The sequence below is a fragment of the Photorhabdus thracensis genome (assembly GCF_001010285.1).
Classification (GTDB): domain Bacteria; phylum Pseudomonadota; class Gammaproteobacteria; order Enterobacterales; family Enterobacteriaceae; genus Photorhabdus; species Photorhabdus temperata.
The window spans coordinates 3,415,868-3,438,008 of record NZ_CP011104.1; the positions used below are offsets into that span (position 1 = coordinate 3,415,868).

The following is a 22,141-nucleotide window of genomic DNA, read 5'->3' on the forward strand; positions in this document are numbered from 1 at the left end:
TATTTCATAGATCAAGAGACTTGGACAGTAAATAACCTTCAAGGATGGTTTGTAACATGAACCATCCTTGCCACAGCCTTTCCCATCCCACTCGGCCATTTCGTTTTGAGTCATACCAACCCGCTAGTTTTCCCAAATTAATATAGGCCCAGTAAACACTTGGCGCTGTCTTAGGGACCTTTTTCTTTTCTTGCTTTACCCACAATAACTTCCACGCTAGCGGGCTTAATAGCGTTTCACAACTCTGTTTTTCCGCCTCTGATCTATTGAGACCCACATAGCGCAACTGATGAACACGCACGGCGATAAACGCCAGGATCACCACCATTTTTTCCAGATTTGCTTTACGTTGCATCCGCAGCGCTTCTACCTGTGTCCCGCCACTTTTCCACGCTTTGTGAAACTCTTCAATGAGCCAGCGTTTTTCATAGTAGTCCAGAATACGGTGGGCATCTTCTTTACCTTTTACCGGCTCCGATGTCAGAATGTGCCAGCTCAGCTCCTTGTCGTTATTCGTTTCCTGACAACTCACATAATACAGCGGTATCGGCTCCCCTCGTTTATTGGCCGGCATTTTGAGCGTGACAGGGGCGTAACGGACGTCGCAGAGAGCTTCACGCGCCTTACGCCCACCTCGTTGTTTAACCTGAACGGTTCTTTTATCTGCGGGCTGCAAAGATTCACTGAACAGATAAAGTTTATCTGAGCTTTGTTCAATGCAACGGCTTTGCATTGAACGCACAATAAAACGCTGCTGATGCGTGATTTTATAGGTCCGATAGTCAATAATGTCTGCCTCGCGATCACAAACTGAAATGACCTTATTCATATCACTGCCAAGACGAGTTTCTGTTGCCTGAGAGGCGCGTTCCCACTTATAACTTTCCTTGTCTTTATACGGCCGGGAAGCCCGTTGCGCTTTCTTGCCATAATGACTCAGCTCTCTCGTCCAGCGCGTTTGTTCAATCAGGCCAATGACCTGTTCTTCTCTGGGGGCAAAAAGCAAAACGGAATGGGCATGCAGGCCGGTGGCACTTTTTCGTGATGAGGTATAGCCCATTTCATCCCGAACCGTCTGATGAGTGAACTCCAGTGAGGTTGTATCTTCCAATGCCAGCAAACAGTCATAGGACTTAGCTTGTTCAGCCGTTGCTGCAAATCCGGCCTCTGCAATGGCCGTTGCGTCAATGGCCCGGTTACGCGTAAATCGATAAGCGGCTTCAATATCCGCAGGTGTTTTGAGTGATTGCACAATAGATTGCCCGATATGGTTGGCTAAAGAGGCGGTGAATTTGATAAGACGCTGGGTTCGTCGGCTATCGCCCAAATTTGCGCGAGAAAAAGTCTCATAAGCCCATTGTTCTGCGTGAGTTTGGAACATTTTACCGTACCTCAATGAAATAGTTATTACTAAGATCAGCAAAATAGAAAAAGATTCAAAAAAATCCCCCGATTTTTTATCAGGGGATTTGTGTATGAAAGACAGGTCCTTCAGAGGGTGTCAATTACACAGCAATACTACCCTAACTGCTTACGAGCATTACGGAAAATCCGCATCCACGGACCATCTTCGTTCCACTCCTCTGGATGCCAAGAGTTATTCACAGTACGGGATACCCTTTCAGGATGTGGCATCATCACGGTTGCCCGCCCATCAAGGCTAGTGACTGCGGTAATACCATTCACGGAACCATTGGGGTTAGCCGGATAGTTTTCCGTAACCTGACCATAGTTGTTCACGTAGCGCAGAGCCACTAACCGGTTGCTTTCAAGCATCTTAAGATGCTGGCTATCGCGGAATTCCACTTGCCCTTCACCATGAGAAACAGCAATCGGCATACGTGAACCCACCATATCTTTCAGGAAGAGTGACGGACTGTCCGTAATTTCCACCAAACTGAAACGAGCCTCAAAACGTTCTGAGCGGTTACGAACAAAACGCGGCCAATGTTCCGCACCTGGGATCAGCTCCCGCAGGTTAGACATCATCTGGCAACCATTACAAACACCAAGCGCCAAAGTATCAGGCCGTGTAAAGAAAGCAGCAAACTCATCACGAACACGTTCGTTGAACAGAATTGATTTCGCCCAACCTTCACCGGCACCCAGCACGTCACCATAAGAGAAACCGCCACAAGCAACCAGTGTCTGGAACTGTTCCAATCCGATACGTCCAGACAGCAAATCACTCATATGCACATCAATAGCTTCAAAACCTGCCCGGTGGAAGGCAGCAGCCATTTCAACATGAGAGTTAACACCCTGCTCACGCAGGACAGCCACTTTCGGTCTTACTTGCTGCAAAATGTAAGGCGCTGCAATATCTTCTGAAATATCAAACGTCAGTTTTACATTCAGTCCGGGATCTTGATTATCCCATTTGGCCTGATGCTCCTGATCTGCACACTCTGGATTATCACGCAAACGCTGCATTTGCCATGTGGTTTCAGCCCACCATAGACGCAGAGTACTGCGATTCTGGCGATATACTTCGGTGTTGCCACTAAAGATGACAAAATCATCACCCACTTTGGCCTTACCCAAATAATGCACACAGTCAGACAATCCATGTTCTGCCAGCAGGTTTTCAACAAACGCTTTATCAGATGCACGGATCTGAACCACAGCACCTAACTCTTCCGTAAACAACGCTGCCAGAATATCTTCATCAAACACACTGATATCAGCTTCAATGCCACAATGACCGGCAAAAGCCATTTCAGCCAGCGTTACCAGCAAGCCACCATCAGAACGGTCGTGATAGGCCAGCAATTTCTGTTCTGCAATCAGTTGCTGAATCGCATTGAAAAATCCAGCCAATTGTTCGGCGCTACGTACATCAGCAGTCTTGTTACCAAGCTGGCGGTAAACCTGTGCCAACGCGGTACCACCCAATGTGTTCTTCCCTTGCCCCAAATCGATTAACAACAACGCATTATCGTCATCAGTGCAAAGCTCAGGCGTTACTGTACGACGCACATCTTCCACCCTGGCAAAGGCCGTAATCACCAGCGATAAAGGTGACGTCATTTCACGCTCTTCACCTTTGTTATGCCAGCGGGTTTTCATCGACATGGAATCTTTACCCACTGGAATAGTCAGCCCCAGAGCAGGACACAACTCCTCACCCACAGCTTTAACTGCCGCATACAAACCGGCATCCTCGCCAGGATGACCCGCAGCAGACATCCAGTTAGCTGAAAGCTTAATACGTTTCAAATCCTGAACATAAGCGGAAGCGATGTTAGTTAGCGCTTCACCAACAGCCATACGGGCAGAGGCGGCAAAATCCAGCAGAGCGACTGGCGCTCGTTCACCCATAGACATCGCTTCGCCATAGTAGCTATCAAGACTGGCGGTAGTCACAGCGCAATCTGCCACCGGGATCTGCCACGGGCCAACCATCTGATCACGGGAAACCATGCCAGTCACAGTACGATCGCCTATCGTTATCAGGAATGTTTTTTCCGCCACAGCCGGCAAGTGCATAATGCGCTTAACAGCCTCCGCCAGATTGATATCCCGGCGCTCGAAGCTTTCACCACTGGCTTTTAATGTACTGACATTGCGCAACATTTTTGGCGTTTTGCCCAGCAGCACATCCAGCGGCATATCAATTGGCTGGTTATCAAAGTGTTCATCATTCAGCAGCAAATGACGCTCTTCTGTTGCCTCGCCAATAACGGCATAAGGTGCCCGTTCACGCCGGCAAATCTCTTCAAACAGAGGAAGCTGTTCTGGCGCAACAGCCAGTACATAACGTTCCTGAGATTCATTACACCAAACTTCCAGTGGACTCATTCCCGGCTCATCATTAAGAATTTTACGTAATTCAAACCGTCCACCGCGACCACCGTCACTGACCAGCTCAGGCATAGCATTAGAAAGCCCACCAGCACCGACATCATGAATAAACAGAATCGGGTTGCTTTCACCTAACTGCCAACAGCGATCAATCACTTCCTGACAACGGCGTTCCATTTCCGGGTTATCGCGTTGAACAGAAGCAAAATCCAGATCAGCATCAGACTGACCGGATGCCATAGAAGATGCCGCACCACCGCCCAAACCAATGTTCATAGACGGGCCGCCAAGCACAATTAATTTGGCACCAACAGAAATTTCACCCTTTTTAACATGTTCATCACGGATATTACCCATCCCACCCGCCAGCATGATGGGTTTGTGGTAGCCACGTAATTCACTACCGTTATGGCTGTTTACTTTTTCTTCATAGGTACGAAAATAGCCCAGCAGCGCCGGACGACCAAATTCGTTATTAAATGCTGCACCGCCCAGAGGACCTTCAGTCATGATATCTAAGGCGCTGACGATCCGATCCGGTTTACCGAAATCCTCTTCCCACGGCTGTTCAAAACCCGGTATCCGCAAATTGGATACCGAAAATCCCACCAGCCCGGCTTTTGGCTTGGCACCTCGACCCGTCGCGCCTTCATCGCGGATTTCTCCGCCAGAACCTGTCGATGCCCCCGGCCACGGGGAAATTGCGGTTGGATGATTATGCGTTTCAACTTTCATCAGGATATGGGCCTGCTCCTGATGATAATCATATGAACCGTCTTCCGCACTGGCAAAGAAACGGCCAACAACAGACCCTTCCATGACAGCGGCGTTATCTTTATAAGCTGACAGGACATAATCAGGTGTCTGCTCATAGGTATTTTTAATCATTTTGAACAGTGATTTTGGCTGTTCCTGACCATCAATAATCCAATCAGCATTAAATATTTTATGGCGACAATGCTCTGAATTAGCCTGAGCAAACATATAAAGCTCAATATCGGTTGGGTTACGCTCCAGTTTCTGGAAAGCTTCCATCAGATAATCAATCTCATCCGGGGCCAACGCCAATCCAAGTTCAATATTGGCTTTCTCTAACGCACTACGCCCTGCTTGCAGAATATCAATGCGTTTTAATGGAGCGGGTTGCTGATGAGAAAATAATTTCTCCGCCTGTTCCAGTTGAGTAAAAACCGTTTCCATCATCCGGTCATGCAGAAGCGACGACAGCATTTGCCATTGTGCATCACTCATTTCATCACACTGAACATAGTAAGCCAGACCACGTTCTAAACGCACAACCTGAGACAGACCACAATTGTGAGCAATATCGGTTGCTTTCGAAGACCACGGGGAAATGGTTCCCGGACGGGGAGTCACTAACAGCAACGTACCCTGTGGTTCGTGTTCAGCCAGAGAAGGTCCATATTTTAATAATCGTTGTAATTTTGCTGAATCAGCATCACTCAAAGTTGCATTAATTTCTGCGAAATGAACATATTCCGCATAAATATCATTGACCGGAAGTTGCTGTTCCTGACACACAGAAAGGAGCTTGGTGATACGAAATGCCGATAAAGCGGGTGAGCCACGCAGAATTTCCATAGTAATACATTCTCTCATCTTAGAAGCAAAGCCTGACTGATGCCTCAGGGGGAAACGGGCACATTATAGAGGATTGCGACCAGTGACGAAACCGTTTGCGTGACGATTATTAATGCTCATTATCTTATCGCCAGGCTATGCAAATGGTATCAATTAAGTTGCGTCGTAAGTTTTTGTTCCGCAAAATGCTCAATCACTGGAAATTTAGCCATGATAATATAACGCGTTTTTACATCGCACCACATCGCGTTATACAGAGATAACTGTTTGAATAATATAAAAATAAACTATTTCGTTATCATTGTTATCGCTCTTTTTTCTGCTGCAATCATCAGTCTGAACATCAGTTGGCCGAATAAACAGCAGGAGCAGATTAACAGGATCATGACCAGGGGAGAGCTACGGATCAGCACAATCAGCTCACCTTTGATTCATCTTACAAGTAAAAAAGAACCCAATGGGTTTGATTACGAGCTGGCGAAACGCTTTGCTGATTATCTTGGCGTTAAATTGGAAATCAAATTCAGAACAAATCTCAACCAGTTATTTGATGATCTGGAAAAGGGTGACGCGGATTTTTTGGCTGCTGGTCTTACCTATAATGAGGAGAGACTGGAGCAAACCCGCACGGGTCCAGCTTACTATTCTGTTTCTCAACAGCTGATTTACCGCAAAGGGACTCTACGTCCCCGCTCTTTTAAGGATTTGAAAGGCAAATTGCTGGTCACTTCCGGTTCAGCTCATGTCAGTACGCTGAAAAAGATAAAAGAAGAGTCTTACCCGGAACTTGAATGGGATGAGACACAGCAATACAACACCCGGGAATTACTGGAACTGGTGTCAGAGGGCAAACTGGATTACACCTTGGGCGACTCTATCAATGTCGCGTTGCAACAGCGTACTCACCCTAATCTGGCCGTCGCTTTTGATATCAGTGAAGATAATCCCCTGACGTGGTATTTAAAACGTATTGATGATTACAGCCTTTATGCCGCCATGCTGGATTTTTTCAGCCAGATGACGGAAGAAGATGTGATGCCACGGCTGGAAGAGAAATATTTTGGTCATGTCGGCTCATTTGATTATTTCGATACACTCTCTTTTCTCAGTGCTATTGATCATATTCTGCCTGCTTATCAACCTCTGTTTGAGAAATACTCTGGCGAAATCAGCTGGCAACTACTGGCTGCAATTGCCTGGCAGGAGTCTCACTGGGACCCGCAGGCAACCTCTCCCACAGGTGTGCGTGGCCTGATGATGTTAACCAGCCCGACGGCTAAAGGGTTAGGTGTTGTTGACCGCCTTGATCCAGAAGAAAGTATTAAGGGCGGCGCAATCTATTTGCAAAATCTGATGAAACGACTACCTGAAAACATCCCTAAAGATGAGCGAATCTGGTTTGCACTGGCTGCTTACAATATGGGCTATGGTCACATGCTGGATGCTCGTAAACTAACGGCATCACAGAAAGGAAATCCCAATAGCTGGCTTGATGTAAAAGCCCGAATACCCATGTTAAGCCAGAAAAAATACTATACCAATACCACCTATGGCTATGCCCGTGGGCATGAGGCTTATCGTTATGTCGAGAATATCCGCCGTTATCAGCTTAGTTTAGTTGGCTATTTACAGGCCAAAGAAAACCGGAAAAAATTAACATCCCAAGCAGAAAAATCAAAAGCAGAGTAAGCAATTTGCTAGCTATCATGACACCCCATTCTGACCGGATGAGGCTTCCCAAGTCTGACGCAAACCTCACGACGTATTAACTTTCTTCCTGCTGTTTTCTGGCGGCTTTTAATACCTTATGTTGCTCCCGACGTTGTTTAAAAAAAGCACTCAACATCGTGGAACACTCTTCAGCAAGTACGCCGCCTGTAATTTCAATCTGATGATTCATACCGGGATGGCGCAATATATCAATCAAAGAACCGACTGCGCCGGTTTTCATATCGTTGGCGCCATAAACCAGTCGCTGTATCCGGCTATGCACCATAGAACCCGCACACATAGTGCAAGGTTCAAGAGTGACATATAACGTGGTATTCAACAGACGATAATTTTGTAATCGCTCTCCCCCTTTCCGTAACACAATAATTTCAGCATGAGCAGTGGGATCATGCTTAATAATGGACTGATTCCAGCCTTCAGCAACGATTTTATTATCAGCGACCAATATAGCACCAACAGGAATTTCCCCCTGCTCCCATGCTTTCATTGCCTGTTCCATTGCCTTACACATCCAATATTCATCACTATATATTTCAATCACTGCCGTATCTCATTTCATTATATCAGGGACAATTATAACGATTTACTTCACTTATTTTCCAGATATATTTGCTTATCATTCCCCTGAAAGTATATATCTGAGACTGTTTAATATATTCTCCACAAATGAAATTCATATTATTGAGCAATATTATACATACCTACTACAAATAATTAGAAAAAACAGACTTAGATAATGACAATCACCCAACTTTTTCAGACCCTAAATGGAATTAATAGAAATCATTTTCAAACATCAAATACAAATAGTTTAGATATATTTCAGATTACAAAACATTAAAATACTTATTACCACCAATTATATAAAAATAGTTAACCCCATAAGTTATAAAAATATTCCATTATTCTTTTTTCTCACTAAACTATAGCAGGCGTGAATAGGGAAAAATTATTTCTATAAAAATTCATTATATTGCTTATAAAATGCAGTACTTAATTGGAGAAAATATATGAGTCAAAAGAATGATTTCAAGGCTTTTTCTATTAGTGAAAATGCAAATATAGTGAATCAAGAAATATATGAAAAAGATCAAAATTTGCAAACTGGGTTTCCAACAGGAAATATTACCGCCGAACTATTAAATAAGGCATTACGTCAGTCGTCAACCATATCCACTGTCGTCGCTAATTTTATCGCAACACAATCTGGCGATGATGTTCTGGATAATGGGGATATAGACAAACTCACCGCCCAATTCAAAAAAGCGTTAGAACAAAAAAACACAACGGAAATTCGCGATGCCTCATTAACAGAAAAAGGGATTATTCAACTCACAGACCAAATAGGCAACAGTAATACACTCGCTCCAACTCAGAAGCTTGTTTCTGATGTAAATGATAATGCTAATAATCGACTGGCAAAAGACCAAAACGGCGCAGACATTCCTGATAAAGCTGAGTTTATAAAGAACCTTGGTTTATCAGATACAACAAAGATAACGATAGGGAATAGTGAAAATCAGGTACCTGATATGTCATTTTTTACCGCTAACCTGAATCAAGTCGGATGGCAAAAACTACCTTCGGGTTTAATTGAAATGTGGGGAATAGCATCAGTTAAAGGCAATGCTTATGCCGAACCTGGTGCTTTAAATAACTTTCCAATCCCATTCCCGAATACATGTCTCAACGTCACGTTAACTCACGTTGGTAACGCCCCTCAACATGCTGGCACATTTTCAATAATGATGGTCAATAATGGCCAATTCCAATGTTTTAGCAGTATTGCAAATTTACAAATTCCTGTAGCAGCATTTTATAGAGCAATAGGGTATTAATATGAATGAAAAAAACTATATATTTAGCGCATTAAATAAAGCATTTTATCCGCTATCATTACAGCAGGATTACATTGAAGCAGGCTCATGGCCAAACGATCCCATATCTGTAACTGATGACATATTCAATGAGTTTTCGGGAATGCCGCCCATAGGAAAAATACTTTCCTATGGCGAAGATGGCCTTCCTTGCTGGGAAGATATTCCACCACCAACAAAAGAGCAATTGATATCTATAGCGGAAATCCAAAGAGCGCAATTTTTATCTCTTGCAAATGAAAAAATAACGCCGCTTTCTGATGCTGTAGAACTTGATATGGCAACAAATGAAGAGGCACAATTGCTGAAAGAATGGAAAAAATACCGAATTATGCTTAATCGGGTTGATACTTCGAAAGCATCGGAAATAGACTGGCCCATTTCACCATTACCGTAATTAACAAAAAGACCGGGATTAGATCACTGAGCCAGGACATACGAGGAAAATGTATTTATTAAGCATCATATATTTACCCCTGTTAAATTTTAGCCGCCAAACGATATATTAGTGAGTGGTTATTTCCCTGTTTTGCTATGGTCTCAGTAATAAAGATATGGCGGCCAAAATGGTGCCTAGATGGGCGATCAAACCGGCTTAATGGGGAAAAATGGACACAGCATTTTTCATAATGAAAAAACCAACCTCATTATTTTGAATGAGGTTGGTCAGCGGTCTAAGCCTTCCAGACTGGAAGGCTTCTTTAAATCACTAATGACTGATTGATATTATTCTTCACTGGTTTTGATGTAGATACTCTTAACCTGAGTGTAAGAATCCAGTATCATTTTGTGTGTCTCTCTTCCAAGACCTGATTTTTTGTAGCCGCCAAATGGTGCGTGAGCCGGCAGCTCATGGTAAGTGTTAATCCACATACGACCCGTTCTGACGGCTTTGGCTACACGTAATGCGCGGTCGATATCCTGTGTCCAGACAGCGCCAGCCAAACCATAATCAGAATCATTTGCCATTCTGATCACGTCTTCTTCTTCACTGAATGGAATGACGGTCAATACAGGGCCAAAAATTTCTTCGCGTGCTACCTGCATTTCATTGGTCACATCGATAATAATGGTTGGTTGAATAAAGAAACCATCATCATAACCTTCGCCAGTAATCCGTTTGCCGCCAGTCAGGATAGTTGCGCCCTCTTTTTCCGCAATATCGACATAGCTGAGAATTTTTTCCATTTGTTCCTGGCTGACCTGACTTCCCATCTGTGTTTCTTTTTCCAGTGGGTCACCAACCCGGACAGATTCAAATTCTGCTTTCAGGGAGTTGAGGAATTCATCATGAATATCTTTATGCAGGAATAACCGGGAACCTGATTCACACGCTTGCCCTTGATTCAGCAAAATAGCTTTGGCCGCATATTTTACGGCTTTTTTCATATTGGCATCAGGGAAGATAATATTGGCTGATTTACCGCCAAGTTCCAATGTAGCAGGGATAAGCTTTTTGGCCGCGGCTTCGGCTACGGTATAACCTACTCTGGTGGAACCCGTGAATGCCACTTTTTCGACATCTTCATGGTCCAGAATAGCTTGACCAACGACGGATCCCCGACCTGTAACAATATTGACCACCCCAGCCGGCAGGACTTTATTCAGTATCCGACCCAGTTCAAGCAGTGTGATGGGTGTCATTGTTGCTGGATTAATCACAATGGTGTTACCCGCCGCAAGAGCCGGAGCCAGTTTCCATGCTGCCATCAATAACGGGAAATTCCAGGGAATGACCTGTCCGACAACACCAATGGGTTCACGGATCACCAAGCTGAGTGTATTACTATCGAGAACTGAAGCTTCATCAGTATGGGCACGGATCACACCGGCAAAATAGCGGAAATGGTCAATGGAGGCAGGGATATCCATATTCCGGGACTCATTTAATGGCTTGCCGGTATCCAGCGATTCAAGCATAGCAAAACGTTCTTGTTCTGCTTCCAGCAAGTCAGCTATTTTCAGTAAAATGGATTGTCTTTCGATTGCGGAGGTTTGACTCCAGGCGGGGAACGCTTTTTTCGCGGCACTGACAGCAAGATCAACATCTTCAGCATTACCGGATACATATTTAGCCAGCAATTCTCCTGTTGACGGGTTAAAACTTTTAGCTGTTTCTTTGGATACACTATCTACCCATTGCCCATCGATAAGCATTTTATAGGATTCAACAGGCCACATCTCTTTCTCAATATCATGTAATCGTTTCATTAACATACTCCGGTTACTTTGGTTTAATAATAGTGATAATTAGAATCTATTTCATCAGGTTATTTTATTTTCCATGATTATTAATAACGCTATTGAGATAGCCTCTTAATATAGTTTCAGTATGTGAATATCTGTGTGCTTTATATTTATTAGCTAACCAAGTTTATCTTGTCATATTTCATATTTTTTAGCACCAGTATAGTAGAGTACAAAATAATGGATGTCTATTAGCGTGTTATATAAAATATCATGCATATTAACAAGCGGAAATTATAAATAAACAGTGAAATTAAATATCCGTTGGAATATTCCAACGGATTGAAAGGAAATATTATTTTGCTGTGACCCAGAATACTCCGCTACCATCAAGGGCTGTAAAAGTTTTATGCAGATATAGACTGTCGGCTTGTGGATCAATATCTTCGAACAGATTCGGGTGCAGGAATTTCGCTATAACTTCAACGGCAATAATGTTAAACGGCGTATCGTAGTATTGGTGATACAGTGCGATTACCCGCTTTTCTCGGAATGCTCTTAATACATTCAGTTTTGGTCGTGTCAGTAGTTTTTCCAGCCGTTCCTGTGACTGTTTTAGATTACCGGTATAACCCAATGGCACTGAAAGGCTTTCAGGGCGAACTTTGTCCCAATCTGCGGCGGTCATCAGATAAAATTCAGGATTGCTGACGATTAATTGTTCTTCGTTTACCTCTCCACCCATACCTGGGAACCAACGGGCACCGAGGTTATCACCTCCTGCGGCAGTAACAAATTCACCAAAATTGCCATTACCGAAAGTTTTACAGCAATGCTCCGCGCCAAACATTCCGGCATGGCGTTCGATAAACACAGGGGGCCGCTGTTCTTTGCCCAGCGTACCAACTCGTTCATTAATTGTTTTCATCCTCTCCTGATAGAAAGCAATAAATTTTTGTGCGTTTTCTTCCTCGCCGAATACTTTCCCAAGTAACGTCATACTGGGAATAGTATTTGTCAGTGGATATTGCCGGAAATCGATAAAGATAACGGGAATACCGGCTTTCTCAAGTAAAGTAATGGTTCTGCTATCATTGAGTTTGGCTTGGAGGCCAATATCAAAAATAACCAGGTCGGGTTTATAAGTCAGTGCTTTTTCAACGCTGAAATCGCTTTGATAAGGGTTAGGAAAAACGGGAATCTTTCGTAACTGGGGGAAGTCTTTTTCATAGGCGGTTGCCAGGTCTGGCGATTTGATTTTCAGTGCATTATCCCAAGCGATAATACCTTTAAGCGGATTATCAGGATGAAGAATATTCAGAGCAATCAATACCCGGCTGTCAGCCAGCATAACCCGACTGACCGGTGCATCAACGTTAACCTCCCGGCCGGCGACATCCTTGACGATGATTTCTTTTGCCTGAGCAAAGACAGGCAATAGTATCAATATGGCAGTCAGAAAATATTTTGCAGTACGGTGGATGACTGACATTATTTCTCCTTGGTTTTGAGTTTTATCTGCTGGTTTTCAAAATGAGATTCTGTATCAGAAGCTCATTGTTGCTTAAATAAAGAACATTCTGGGTTGGACTGTATATTTGAAAGTTGTGATTGACCGTGAAATGCAACGGAAAGTCGTAATACGCTATCTATTAGAATAGTTAAGTAAGGCGATAAACGCAGGTACGATCTCATCTGATTGGTCCAAATCTGTTTATGCTAAACCCGGAATGATAATGATAACAATTTATATTAATCAAATGATTTTAGTATCTCTGGTAAACAATATTTTTATTTTTTAATAATAACAATGAATTAAGTGATATTTTCTATCAGGTCAACTTATGTTCCTGCCTTAAAATACTTCCGCTTTTCGAAGTTGCGCCAGATCAAACAATCTGAACTCCTGCGGGTAATGGTTGTGCTTACGCGCAAGGGGTGTGTGGTAAAACAGTTTTGCTCCACGTGCATTTTTCTCCACACTGACCAATGTTAACTTCGATACTTTGCGGATTATCGGCTATATCAAAGAAGCTATTTATCTGCGGGAATTACTGGCAAATCGCTGTCGTTTGGCGAATTCCGTGATTAATGTTAATCATCCGGTGGCGATCCGCAACCTGTATCTGTGAATGTGCACCCGGTCACAGGTAAAGCAATTCTGATTTCAGGCCATGACCTGAAAGATTTGCCTCGTCTGCTTGATGTCGATCAATGTAACGATGCTTACTCAGCGATTATGTTAGCGATTCGTTTAGCTGACTCTGCTTTCTCTTGGTGTGAAAAATATTTATACCGGACCAACAGCACCTGCATTCTTGACAGATAATTTGCTGGCAATATTCAATGAAAAATTTGGTATGCGTCCAATCACCACGGTTGAGCAGGACTTATAGGATATTCTGACAGCTTGATAAATCGTTGTCAGGGAGTTCTGGCAAGGAGAAATTGTTTTGGAATAGAATAAATGAAAAGTTTCACCTTATCCCTATTTCTTTATCAGTTTAGCTAATTATAAACAGTTTATTGTTTCTGCTTCTGTTATTATTCCCTTGTTTGATATTCTGCGGGGGTGAATATGAAAAAATTGTTAGCAATTTGTTTGTTAGGATCTGTATTAGCTAGCTGTGATAACCAACCTAAAATTGATGCTTCTAATGAAATCGCGTTGAAAACGTCCATTGAGAAAGTAAGAAATGCGCTGCCCGGTGATAAAAAGGCCAAATTTGATGAATCAATTCAGGCAGCTATGTTTAATAGCCTCGATTTTAATGATTTGGCTAAATCAGGGGCTAATGGCGACATAAAAGAATTGAAACAAAAATTTTATAAATCCCTGGATGGTAAAACAGCTGACCAACTGATTACTGAAGCTGAAAGAGTTGAAGCTAAGAAATCAGAAAATAAATAATTCCTTCATAGGATTATTTGCACTAAACGGCAAAAGGTGAAAATCTGTGCCGTTTTTTTATTATTGTTAGCAACTTAAATGAAATCTAAACAAGCAGGCGATCAATCTTGAATTATTTAGATTTTTGCTTACAATTTGTGCCGCATTCTAAGTGCAGTATCTCGTTAGGCGAGGCTCCTATACAAACACAGGTTGCTGATCTGACGACGTCGAGAGACGCCCAAGATTAGGACAGGATATATCGAACCAAGGTATATCCCCATGTAACTTTCTGAGAATTCAGGATACGTTGTATAGTGCTAAAACTGAGACGTGGAGATAGCTGTTGCATTCTCTCATCTGGTTTCGCCCCTATGTGAGTACTGTTTGAAGTTCACAACAGTAATAGGGACTAACATCATGAAAGTCACATCCCATGAAAAAGTAGATGTATTAGCTACGGCTAATCATTCCATTAATGATAAAAACGCTGATCAGCAGCAGCATCAATTGAAAAATGAAGATGCAACTGTCAGTGCATATATGAGCCAATGTTTTATTTCTGTATCCGTTGCTGACTCTGTTTTATCAGTAAAAAGCAATCTGATTGAGCAGCTTGAAGGAGAGCAGATCCCAACCTATTTATACGTCATTGATGATGAAGGCTATCTGAATGGCATATTACCGGTGAAGGTGTTATTGACGGTAGCCGATGATTTATTTGTATCAGATATTATGAGGCAAAGTTATTTTTCCGTATCACCGGAACAGTCGCGTTATGATATTTATAGTTTGATAAATCACAGTGGCATGGATAGTGTACCGGTTATTCATTTTGGCAAATTAGTGGGAGTATTGCGACCACAGGATATTGCTGAATTGATCGAAGATGAAAATACATTCGATGCCCATTTGCAAGGGGCGACCTTGCCTTTAGATGAACCTTATCTCAGCACCAGCCCGATAACATTATGGCGTAAGCGGGTTGGTTGGTTATTGTTGTTATTTGTTGCAGAAGCTTATACCAGCGCGGTACTTAAAGCTTTTGAAGATCAACTGGAGGCGGCAATTTCTCTGGCGTTTTTCATCCCGTTATTAATCGGAACGGGGGGCAACAGTGGTACACAGATTACTTCGACATTAATCAGAGCAATGGCATTGGGGGAAGTGAGTTTACGTAATTTGTGGGCTGTGTTACGTAAAGAAGTTTCCGCTTCATTTTTAGTTTCTGTAACGATTGGTTTTGCCGCGCTTATCCGTGCTTGGATCTTAGGTGTAGGTATTGAGGTGACAATTGTTGTCAGTTTGACCATCATTGCCATTACCGTCTGGAGTGCCATTGTTTCTTCCATTATTCCGATGGTATTGAAAAGGTTTTCTATTGATCCGGCTGTTGTATCCGCGCCTTTTATTGCCACGTTTATTGATGGTACTGGTCTGATTATTTATTTCGAAATAGCTAAGTTAGTGATGACAGAACTGGTTTAATATTATCAATAAGGTGTCCATAATAATTGGGCATCTTATTGGTCGGATGTGAGTTACTTCCACGATTTTTGGCAGTGAAAGTAATTAATTTCTTTATTTATTAAAATAGGCTTGTCATATACCCAATAGATTTCAAGCCGCCGCGCTGCAATTTGAAATCTATTGGGTATAGTAAAATAATTTAATCTCATTTTTTTATAATTTAGCAGTAAGCTTTTCTCCACATTTCTTACAGATATAATGGCTCTCTGCCCGTAATATCTTATTATGGCGTCGCAGAGTCAGCTCATGTTGTTGGCAGCGACAGTAATAAGTGAAAGTTTTACTGCGCACTGAATCGACTTCAAACTTATGTGTTCGGCTAGCGGTGGAACCTAATACTTCTTCCATCATCCAACGCCATTGTTTTCCATGTGGAGGCACTTTGCCAAAATAGCGGTAAACCAATAGGTGAGCCAGTTCGTGGGGGATAACTTCATCAATAAAAGCTTGTTGGTTTTCAATCAATAGCACCGGATTAAGGCGGATTTGCCAATCTTTTATATATGCACTGCCTGCGGAGGTACCACGCTGGCGGTAATTTATCGTAGGTTCTGGAAAATCACGATTGAGATATAAGTTTGCCTGTTGCAGCTTTTGCCGCAAAATACGCATAACCGCTTGTTGTAAGGCAACTGGAATTCTGACTGATTGCATGTGTTAAGAATCGAAGCAGGCGACGATAGTCGAATGTTAATAGAAATCCTTAAATAAGCCAGATAAAAATAGCAATTTCAAGATTTCTTCAATAACCCGCTAATGTTAAGAAAAGCCCGGTTCAGTTATCCAAACCGGGCTTTTTGCTTTTACATATTGACCGCTGATTGCTTCAGGCCAGCAGCGTCACGCAGGATTTCTGCTTTATCTGTCGCTTCCCACGGGAACTGTGGGCGACCAAAATGGCCGTAGGCAGCTGTATCACGGTAGATTGGATGTAACAGATCCAGCATCTGAATCAAACCATGAGGACGCAAATCGAAGAATTCACGCACCAGCAGAGTCAGGGTTGCTGTTGAAACTTTTTCCGTACCAAACGTTTCCACCATAATGGAAGTTGGCTCTGCAACGCCGATAGCGTAAGAAACTTGAATTTCACAGCGATCAGCTAGGCCCGCGGCAACAATATTTTTTGCGACATAACGTGCAGCATAAGCCGCTGAACGGTCAACTTTGGATGGATCTTTACCGGAGAATGCACCGCCACCATGACGAGCCATGCCACCGTAAGTATCTACGATAATTTTACGGCCAGTCAGGCCACAATCACCCATTGGGCCACCAATGACGAAACGGCCGGTTGGGTTGATGAAATATTTGGTTGTTGGAGTTAACCACTCAGCAGGCAGAACCGGCTTGATGATCTCTTCCATGACGGCTTCTTGTAGATCTTTCTGATTAATCGCTTCAGAATGCTGTGTTGAAAGGACAACTGCGTCAACACCGACAATTTTGTTGTTATTGTATTGGAAAGTTACCTGACTTTTAGCATCAGGACGCAGCCACGGCAGTACACCATTTTTCCGGACTTCAGCCTGACGCTGAACCAGACGGTGTGCATAGGTGATAGGCGCAGGCATCAGTACATCGGTTTCGTTGGTTGCATAACCGAACATTAGCCCTTGGTCACCAGCACCTTGTTGTAGTGGATCTTCGCGGTCAACACCTTGATTAATATCCGGTGACTGTTTACCAATCGCACTTAATACTGCGCATGAGTTTGCATCAAAACCCATCTCAGAATTAACATAACCAATCTCTCGAACTGTTTGCCGCGTAATTTCTTCAATATCAACCCAGGCGCTGGTAGTAATTTCACCACCAACCATAACCATGCCGGTTTTAACATAGGTTTCGCATGCAACGCGGGCTTTTGGATCTTGTTCCAAAATAGCGTCAAGAACAGCATCAGAAATTTGGTCTGCGATTTTATCAGGATGCCCTTCGGAAACAGATTCAGAAGTGAAAAGGTATGTGGTCATTATATAACGTTACCTTAAAAATATAATTTCAGTTTGGAAACGGATGGATTAACATCTAGATGGCTATTCTAGGGTAATTTTTATCCTTGTTCCAGATTTTTTTAGTTCAAATGGTAATTTTCATCTGCTGACAAATAATTTCTTTGTTTATATGTGAGTTTTGTTCAATTTCATTTTGCAATTTTGTGTAATTGCGAGTATAAACAGCGGCCGTAGTTGGATTCTTTGTGCTACAGATTCGCAGAGAGCTATACTAATAGCTTTTGTTTCTCAATTGAGAAAATGGCTCCTTGGTATGAGTCATGTGTGGGGGTGAATGGGGTAATGAACCATTATCTGCTGATTGCTAATGGCCAACAGCCACACTTGTCGTCGGATATATCCGCGTCTTTTTCCTTTCTTTTTAATATGTCTTTAATTCGATGTTATCTGTTGCCAACAAATAGGCCGGATATGTCGTACAGGCGTATTATCACTCGATAATTTTGTCATTGTTTAGTAGTAACTAAACGCTTTTTACAACCTTAAGAGCATGCTGTTCCCTGATATTTCTCAACACGCGAAACGATGGTGTTTTGAGTTATTTATTAATTACAGGCGAAGGCGAAACTCTAACTCCATTAAGGAGACTGCCATGAATGATAATATCGCTCGTAAAATGCAACAGACTTACAATATTGCATATTGGGGAGGGAGTTACTACTACGTCAATGATCTCGGCAATGTCAGTGTTTGTCCAAACCCTGATTTGCCAGGGGCAAGAATTGATCTTGCGGGATTGGTGAAAAGAGTTCAGGAGGAACAGGAACATTTACGCTTGCCGGCGCTATTTTGTTTTCCTCAAATCCTGCAACATCGTTTGCGTTCAATTAACGCGGCATTTAAACGCGCCAGAGAGTCGTATGGTTATAAAGGCGACTACTTTTTAGTTTATCCCATTAAAGTTAACCAACAACGCCGTGTCATTGAATCACTGGCCAGTTCTGGTGAACCTTTAGGGCTTGAAGCTGGTTCCAAAGCGGAGCTGATGGCGGTGTTGGCGCATGCGGGGATGACCCGTACCGTAATCGTGTGTAATGGATATAAAGATCGTGAATATATTCGTCTGGCGCTGATAGGTGAAAAGCTCGGTCACAAGGTTTATCTGGTGATAGAGAAAATGTCTGAAATTGCTCAAGTATTGGAAGAGGCTGAACGGCTGAATGTGATCCCTCGTTTGGGCGTTCGTGCACGTTTAGCATCTCAGGGTTCGGGTAAATGGCAAGCCAGTGGCGGTGAAAAATCGAAGTTTGGACTAGCTGCGACTCAGGTACTGCAATTAGTTGAGATCCTGCGTGAAGCAGGCCGGCTTGATAGCTTGCAATTACTGCATTTTCACCTTGGCTCACAGTTGGCGAATATTCGTGATATCGCAACAGGTGTTCGTGAATCAGCCCGTTTTTATGTCGAATTACATAAACTCGGTGTCAATATTGAGTGCTTTGACGTTGGTGGTGGATTGGGTGTCGATTACGAAGGGACCCGTTCTCAATCTGATTGTTCTGTGAACTATGGGTTGAATGAATACGCCAACAATGTCATTTGGGGTATTGGTGATGCCTGTGATGAGCATGGTTTACCACACCCGACCGTTATCACCGAATCTGGTCGTGCCCTGACGGCTCATCATACGGTGTTAGTATCCAATGTTATCGGGGTTGAACGTAATGAATTTACGCAGACAACGCCACCGGCAGAGGATGCTTCCCGCCCGATCGCTAGTCTGTGGGAAACCTGGCAGGAGATGCATTTTGAAGGGAATAGACGTTCTTTACGTGAATCGTTGCATGACAGCCAGCTTGATCTGCATGATGTTCATACACAATATGCTCATGGCATGCTGGATTTAACTGAGCGGGCTTGGGCGGAAGAGTTGTATTTGAATATCTGTCGTCGTATTCAGCAGGATCTTGATCCAAGCAACCGTGCTCACCGGCCAATTATTGATGAGCTGCAAGAGCGTATGGCAGACAAATTCTATGTGAATTTCTCTCTGTTCCAGTCTATGCCGGATGCATGGGGTATCGACCAGTTGTTCCCAGTTTTACCGATTGAGGGGCTGGATAAGCCATTGGAACGCCGTGCTGTGTTGTTAGATATCACCTGTGACTCCGATGGCATCATTGATCATTATGTAGATGGTGATGGTGTGGCAACGACCATGCCTATGCCCGCTTATGATCCTGATTACCCGCCAATGATTGGTTTCTTTATGGTGGGAGCATATCAGGAAATTCTTGGCAATATGCATAATCTGTTTGGGGATACCGCGGCTATTGATGTTTATGTATTTGATAATGGCGAAGTGACTTATAACCAAAGTGAAGAAGGGGATTCAGTCGCTGATATGCTGCAATATGTAAAACTGGACCCTAACGTACTGATGGTTCGTTTTCGTGACCAGGTAAAAGGCACCGATCTGGATGCCAGCTTGCAAGAGCAATTTTTACTGGAATTTGAAAGTGGTCTTTATGGCTACACATATCTGGAAGATGAATAATCTTCTGGCGTTAACTAAGCCTCTTTATATACAGATAAGGTTATTAATATCAGTTAAATATCAAGGATACATGAATATGGGGTTCTTTCAGCGATACCCATCTTGTCATGGCTTTGAGTATTTATTCTGTAATGAAATAGCTTTGTTCTGTCGGGAGACTGTTGAGGATATATCATGACAATAAGTACCTTGGGCAACCAACAAGATAACTCTTTGGTTTCTAATGCCTTCGGTTTCCTGCGCTTTCCGCTGAACTTCCAGCCGTATTCCAGCGATGCAGAGTGGGTGATTACCGGGGTGCCATTTGATATGGCAACATCAGGCCGTTCAGGCAGTCGCCACGGGCCTGCGGCTATTCGTCAGGTTTCTACCAACCTGGCGTGGGAAAGCAGCCGTTGGCCGTGGGATTTTAAATTACGCAATCATTTGAATGTTGTGGATTGTGGTGATTTGGTCTTCGACTTTGGCGATGCTCAGAATATGAGTGATAAGTTACAGGCTCATGCTGAAAAACTGCTGGCTTCTGGTAAGCGTATGCTCTCTTTTGGCGGTGACCACTTCATTACGTTGCCTTTATTGCGCGCTCATGCCAAACATTTCGGTAAAATGGCGTTGATTCATTTTGACGCTCATTCTGATACCTATCCAAACGGCAGCAAATTTGATCACGGCACCATGTTCTATCATGCGCCAAACGAAGGGTTGATCGACCCACATCATTCAGTACAGATTGGTATCCGTACCGAGCATGGTCAGGATGATGGTTTTACGGTGCTGGATGCCGCTCAGGTTAATGACCGTGATGTGAATGATTTGGTTGCTCAGATAAAAGAGACTGTTGGCGATATGCCGGTTTACCTGACTTTTGATATCGATTGTCTTGATCCTGCTTTTGCACCTGGTACCGGTACACCGGTAATTGGCGGTTTGACAACCGATCGCGCATTGAAATTATTGCGTGGTTTACAGCCGCTGAATATTGTGGGTATGGATGTGGTGGAAGTTGCGCCAGCTTATGACCAGTCCGAGATTACCGCTCTGGCAGGTGCGACTATCGCGCTGGAGATGCTTTATTTACAAGCGGCTAAGAAAATCTAAATTCTTCTGTATTAACATATAGCCTTAGGGGATAGTGAATAATCTTGTAATGAGTTGTGAATCTATCCCCATATAACAAAAAACGCCGGAATAACCGGCGATTTTTTGTTACATAGAAAATGATATTTTTAGCGCTATTGCAGAGTCATGACTAATTTTCTTTCTTCTTCTTTTTCCCACGCATCAGATTCAGTGTTTCTACTGCCATTGAGAAGAACATCGCAAAGTAGATATAACCTTTAGGTATGTGCATTTGTACGCCTTCCAGAATAAGGGTAAAGCCCACAAGGATCAGGAATGACAGCGCCAACATTTTTACTGAGGGGTGACGATCAACGAATTCGCCGATAGGACGAGCAGCCAACATCATGACAGCGACTGCGATGATAACCGCGGCCATCATAATAAACAGATGATCGGAGAGACCAACGGCGGTGATGACAGAATCCAGACTGAAAATAATATCCAACAGCATAATTTGGATAATAGCGCCTAAGAAAGAGTGAACGGGGCGTTTTAAGCCTTCTTCATTGCCCCCCTCAATGGCTTCGTGAATCTCTTTACTGGCTTTCCATATCAGGAACAGGCCGCCAAAGAATAAGATTAGGTCTCGGGCAGAAACATCATGTTCAAAAACCGTTAAGATCGGGTAGGTCAGCCGGATAACCCAGGCAATGGATGCCAGCAGCCCCAGGCGCATTAGCATCGCGCCCATCAGCCCGATTTTGCGTGCTTTATTTTGTTGATGAGGAGGGAGTTTTGCCACAACAAGTGACAAAAAGATAATGTTATCAATCCCTAAAACGATTTCCAGAATTGTCAGGGTGGCAAGTGCCATCCAAGCATGGGGATCAACAATCCATTCTAACATTGCTTATTAAAACCTTAAGGTAAAGACTCAATTATA

General features: G+C 43.2%; 16 protein-coding genes, 1 pseudogene and 1 riboswitch. Of the genes and pseudogenes, 9 read left to right on the forward strand and 8 right to left on the reverse strand.

Annotation, left to right across the window (positions count from 1 at the left end; genetic code table 11):
• Positions 1-4 precede the first annotated feature (4 nt).
• Positions 5-1,381 (reverse strand): IS4 family transposase, encoded by a 1,377-nt coding sequence (locus VY86_RS14715; RefSeq protein ID WP_046975165.1) that lies wholly within the window; start codon positions 1,379-1,381, stop codon positions 5-7.
• A gap of 137 nt (positions 1,382-1,518) precedes the next feature.
• Positions 1,519-5,406 (reverse strand): phosphoribosylformylglycinamidine synthase, encoded by a 3,888-nt coding sequence (gene purL, locus VY86_RS14720; RefSeq protein WP_046975496.1) that lies wholly within the window; start codon positions 5,404-5,406, stop codon positions 1,519-1,521.
• Positions 5,407-5,673: 267 nt separating this feature from the next.
• Between purL and mltF the strand changes: the two genes are divergently transcribed.
• Positions 5,674-7,095 carry a membrane-bound lytic murein transglycosylase MltF gene (gene mltF / locus VY86_RS14725; protein WP_046975497.1) on the forward strand — a complete coding sequence of 474 codons (1,422 nt, stop codon included), beginning with the start codon at positions 5,674-5,676 and terminating at the stop codon, positions 7,093-7,095.
• A gap of 76 nt (positions 7,096-7,171) precedes the next feature.
• Here mltF and tadA read toward each other — a convergent pair whose 3' ends face one another.
• Positions 7,172-7,678 (reverse strand): tRNA adenosine(34) deaminase TadA, encoded by a 507-nt coding sequence (gene tadA, locus VY86_RS14730; RefSeq protein ID WP_071881034.1) that lies wholly within the window; start codon positions 7,676-7,678, stop codon positions 7,172-7,174.
• Between the two features lie 469 nt (positions 7,679-8,147).
• Here tadA and VY86_RS14735 point away from each other — a divergent pair, with 469 nt between their 5' ends.
• From VY86_RS14735 to VY86_RS24860, 3 genes are all read left to right on the forward strand, one after another.
• Positions 8,148-8,975 carry a phage tail protein gene (locus VY86_RS14735; RefSeq protein ID WP_046975498.1) on the forward strand — a complete coding sequence of 276 codons (828 nt, stop codon included), beginning with the start codon at positions 8,148-8,150 and terminating at the stop codon, positions 8,973-8,975.
• A 1-nt stretch (position 8,976) separates the two neighbouring features.
• The gene (locus VY86_RS14740) at positions 8,977-9,411 is read left to right on the forward strand and encodes a tail fiber assembly protein (protein WP_046975499.1); all 435 of its coding nucleotides are present in this window, start codon (positions 8,977-8,979) and stop codon (positions 9,409-9,411) included.
• Between the two features lie 180 nt (positions 9,412-9,591).
• Complete coding sequence (locus VY86_RS24860) at positions 9,592-9,738, forward strand: hypothetical protein (protein ID WP_158019969.1); 147 nt, start codon at positions 9,592-9,594, stop codon at positions 9,736-9,738.
• Between the two features lie 2 nt (positions 9,739-9,740).
• Here VY86_RS24860 and VY86_RS14745 read toward each other — a convergent pair whose 3' ends face one another.
• A complete protein-coding gene (locus VY86_RS14745; protein WP_046975500.1) occupies positions 9,741-11,225 on the reverse strand; it encodes an aldehyde dehydrogenase family protein in 1,485 nt (494 codons plus the stop codon).
• Between the two features lie 331 nt (positions 11,226-11,556).
• Positions 11,557-12,693 (reverse strand): ABC transporter substrate-binding protein, encoded by a 1,137-nt coding sequence (locus tag VY86_RS14750; RefSeq protein ID WP_046975501.1) that lies wholly within the window; start codon positions 12,691-12,693, stop codon positions 11,557-11,559.
• A gap of 687 nt (positions 12,694-13,380) precedes the next feature.
• Here VY86_RS14750 and VY86_RS26550 point away from each other — a divergent pair.
• From VY86_RS26550 to VY86_RS14765, 3 genes and pseudogenes are all read left to right on the forward strand, one after another.
• Positions 13,381-13,597: pseudogene (locus VY86_RS26550) on the forward strand (hydroxylamine reductase); the annotation flags it as partial.
• Between the two features lie 182 nt (positions 13,598-13,779).
• Complete coding sequence (locus VY86_RS14760; protein WP_046975503.1) at positions 13,780-14,112, forward strand: DUF6694 family lipoprotein; 333 nt, start codon at positions 13,780-13,782, stop codon at positions 14,110-14,112.
• A gap of 153 nt (positions 14,113-14,265) precedes the next feature.
• Positions 14,266-14,437, forward strand: a riboswitch (M-box (ykoK) riboswitch).
• Between the two features lie 74 nt (positions 14,438-14,511).
• The gene (locus tag VY86_RS14765) at positions 14,512-15,579 is read left to right on the forward strand and encodes a magnesium transporter (protein WP_046975504.1); all 1,068 of its coding nucleotides are present in this window, start codon (positions 14,512-14,514) and stop codon (positions 15,577-15,579) included.
• Between the two features lie 195 nt (positions 15,580-15,774).
• Here the strand turns inward: VY86_RS14765 and VY86_RS14770 are convergent, their stop codons facing one another.
• Together VY86_RS14770 and metK are read right to left on the reverse strand one after the other, a co-directional pair.
• Positions 15,775-16,275 carry a SprT family zinc-dependent metalloprotease gene (locus VY86_RS14770; protein WP_046975505.1) on the reverse strand — a complete coding sequence of 167 codons (501 nt, stop codon included), beginning with the start codon at positions 16,273-16,275 and terminating at the stop codon, positions 15,775-15,777.
• 149 nt (positions 16,276-16,424) lie between these two features.
• Positions 16,425-17,597 (reverse strand): methionine adenosyltransferase, encoded by a 1,173-nt coding sequence (gene metK / locus VY86_RS14775; protein WP_046975506.1) that lies wholly within the window; start codon positions 17,595-17,597, stop codon positions 16,425-16,427.
• Positions 17,598-18,231: 634 nt separating this feature from the next.
• Here metK and speA point away from each other — a divergent pair.
• Both speA and speB read left to right on the forward strand, forming a co-directional pair.
• Positions 18,232-20,136, forward strand: a complete 1,905-nt coding sequence (gene speA / locus VY86_RS14780; RefSeq protein WP_046975507.1) for a biosynthetic arginine decarboxylase — start codon at positions 18,232-18,234, stop codon at positions 20,134-20,136.
• 174 nt (positions 20,137-20,310) lie between these two features.
• Entirely contained in the window at positions 20,311-21,234 is a 924-nt protein-coding gene (gene speB, locus VY86_RS14785) for an agmatinase (RefSeq protein ID WP_046975508.1), read from the forward strand.
• A gap of 151 nt (positions 21,235-21,385) precedes the next feature.
• Here speB and VY86_RS14790 read toward each other — a convergent pair whose 3' ends face one another.
• The gene (locus VY86_RS14790; protein ID WP_046975509.1) at positions 21,386-22,105 is read right to left on the reverse strand and encodes a TerC family protein; all 720 of its coding nucleotides are present in this window, start codon (positions 22,103-22,105) and stop codon (positions 21,386-21,388) included.
• Between the last annotated feature and the right edge of the window lie 36 nt (positions 22,106-22,141).

Bases quoted from the DNA above. Each gene is read 5' to 3' on its own strand.
- VY86_RS14715 (WP_046975165.1), bottom strand. From the start codon at position 1,381: ATGTTCCAAACTCACGCAGAACAATGGGCTTATGAGACTTTTTCTCGC.
- purL (WP_046975496.1), bottom strand. From the start codon at position 5,406: ATGGAAATTCTGCGTGGCTCACCCGCTTTATCGGCATTTCGTATCACC.
- VY86_RS14735 (WP_046975498.1), top strand. From the start codon at position 8,148: ATGAGTCAAAAGAATGATTTCAAGGCTTTTTCTATTAGTGAAAATGCA.
- VY86_RS14740 (WP_046975499.1), top strand. From the start codon at position 8,977: ATGAATGAAAAAAACTATATATTTAGCGCATTAAATAAAGCATTTTAT.
- VY86_RS24860 (WP_158019969.1), top strand. From the start codon at position 9,592: ATGGGCGATCAAACCGGCTTAATGGGGAAAAATGGACACAGCATTTTT.
- VY86_RS14745 (WP_046975500.1), bottom strand. From the start codon at position 11,225: ATGAAACGATTACATGATATTGAGAAAGAGATGTGGCCTGTTGAATCC.
- VY86_RS14750 (WP_046975501.1), bottom strand. From the start codon at position 12,693: ATGTCAGTCATCCACCGTACTGCAAAATATTTTCTGACTGCCATATTG.
- VY86_RS14760 (WP_046975503.1), top strand. From the start codon at position 13,780: ATGAAAAAATTGTTAGCAATTTGTTTGTTAGGATCTGTATTAGCTAGC.
- VY86_RS14765 (WP_046975504.1), top strand. From the start codon at position 14,512: ATGAAAGTCACATCCCATGAAAAAGTAGATGTATTAGCTACGGCTAAT.
- VY86_RS14770 (WP_046975505.1), bottom strand. From the start codon at position 16,275: ATGCAATCAGTCAGAATTCCAGTTGCCTTACAACAAGCGGTTATGCGT.
- metK (WP_046975506.1), bottom strand. From the start codon at position 17,597: ATGACCACATACCTTTTCACTTCTGAATCTGTTTCCGAAGGGCATCCT.
- speA (WP_046975507.1), top strand. From the start codon at position 18,232: ATGAATGATAATATCGCTCGTAAAATGCAACAGACTTACAATATTGCA.
- speB (WP_046975508.1), top strand. From the start codon at position 20,311: ATGACAATAAGTACCTTGGGCAACCAACAAGATAACTCTTTGGTTTCT.
- VY86_RS14790 (WP_046975509.1), bottom strand. From the start codon at position 22,105: ATGTTAGAATGGATTGTTGATCCCCATGCTTGGATGGCACTTGCCACC.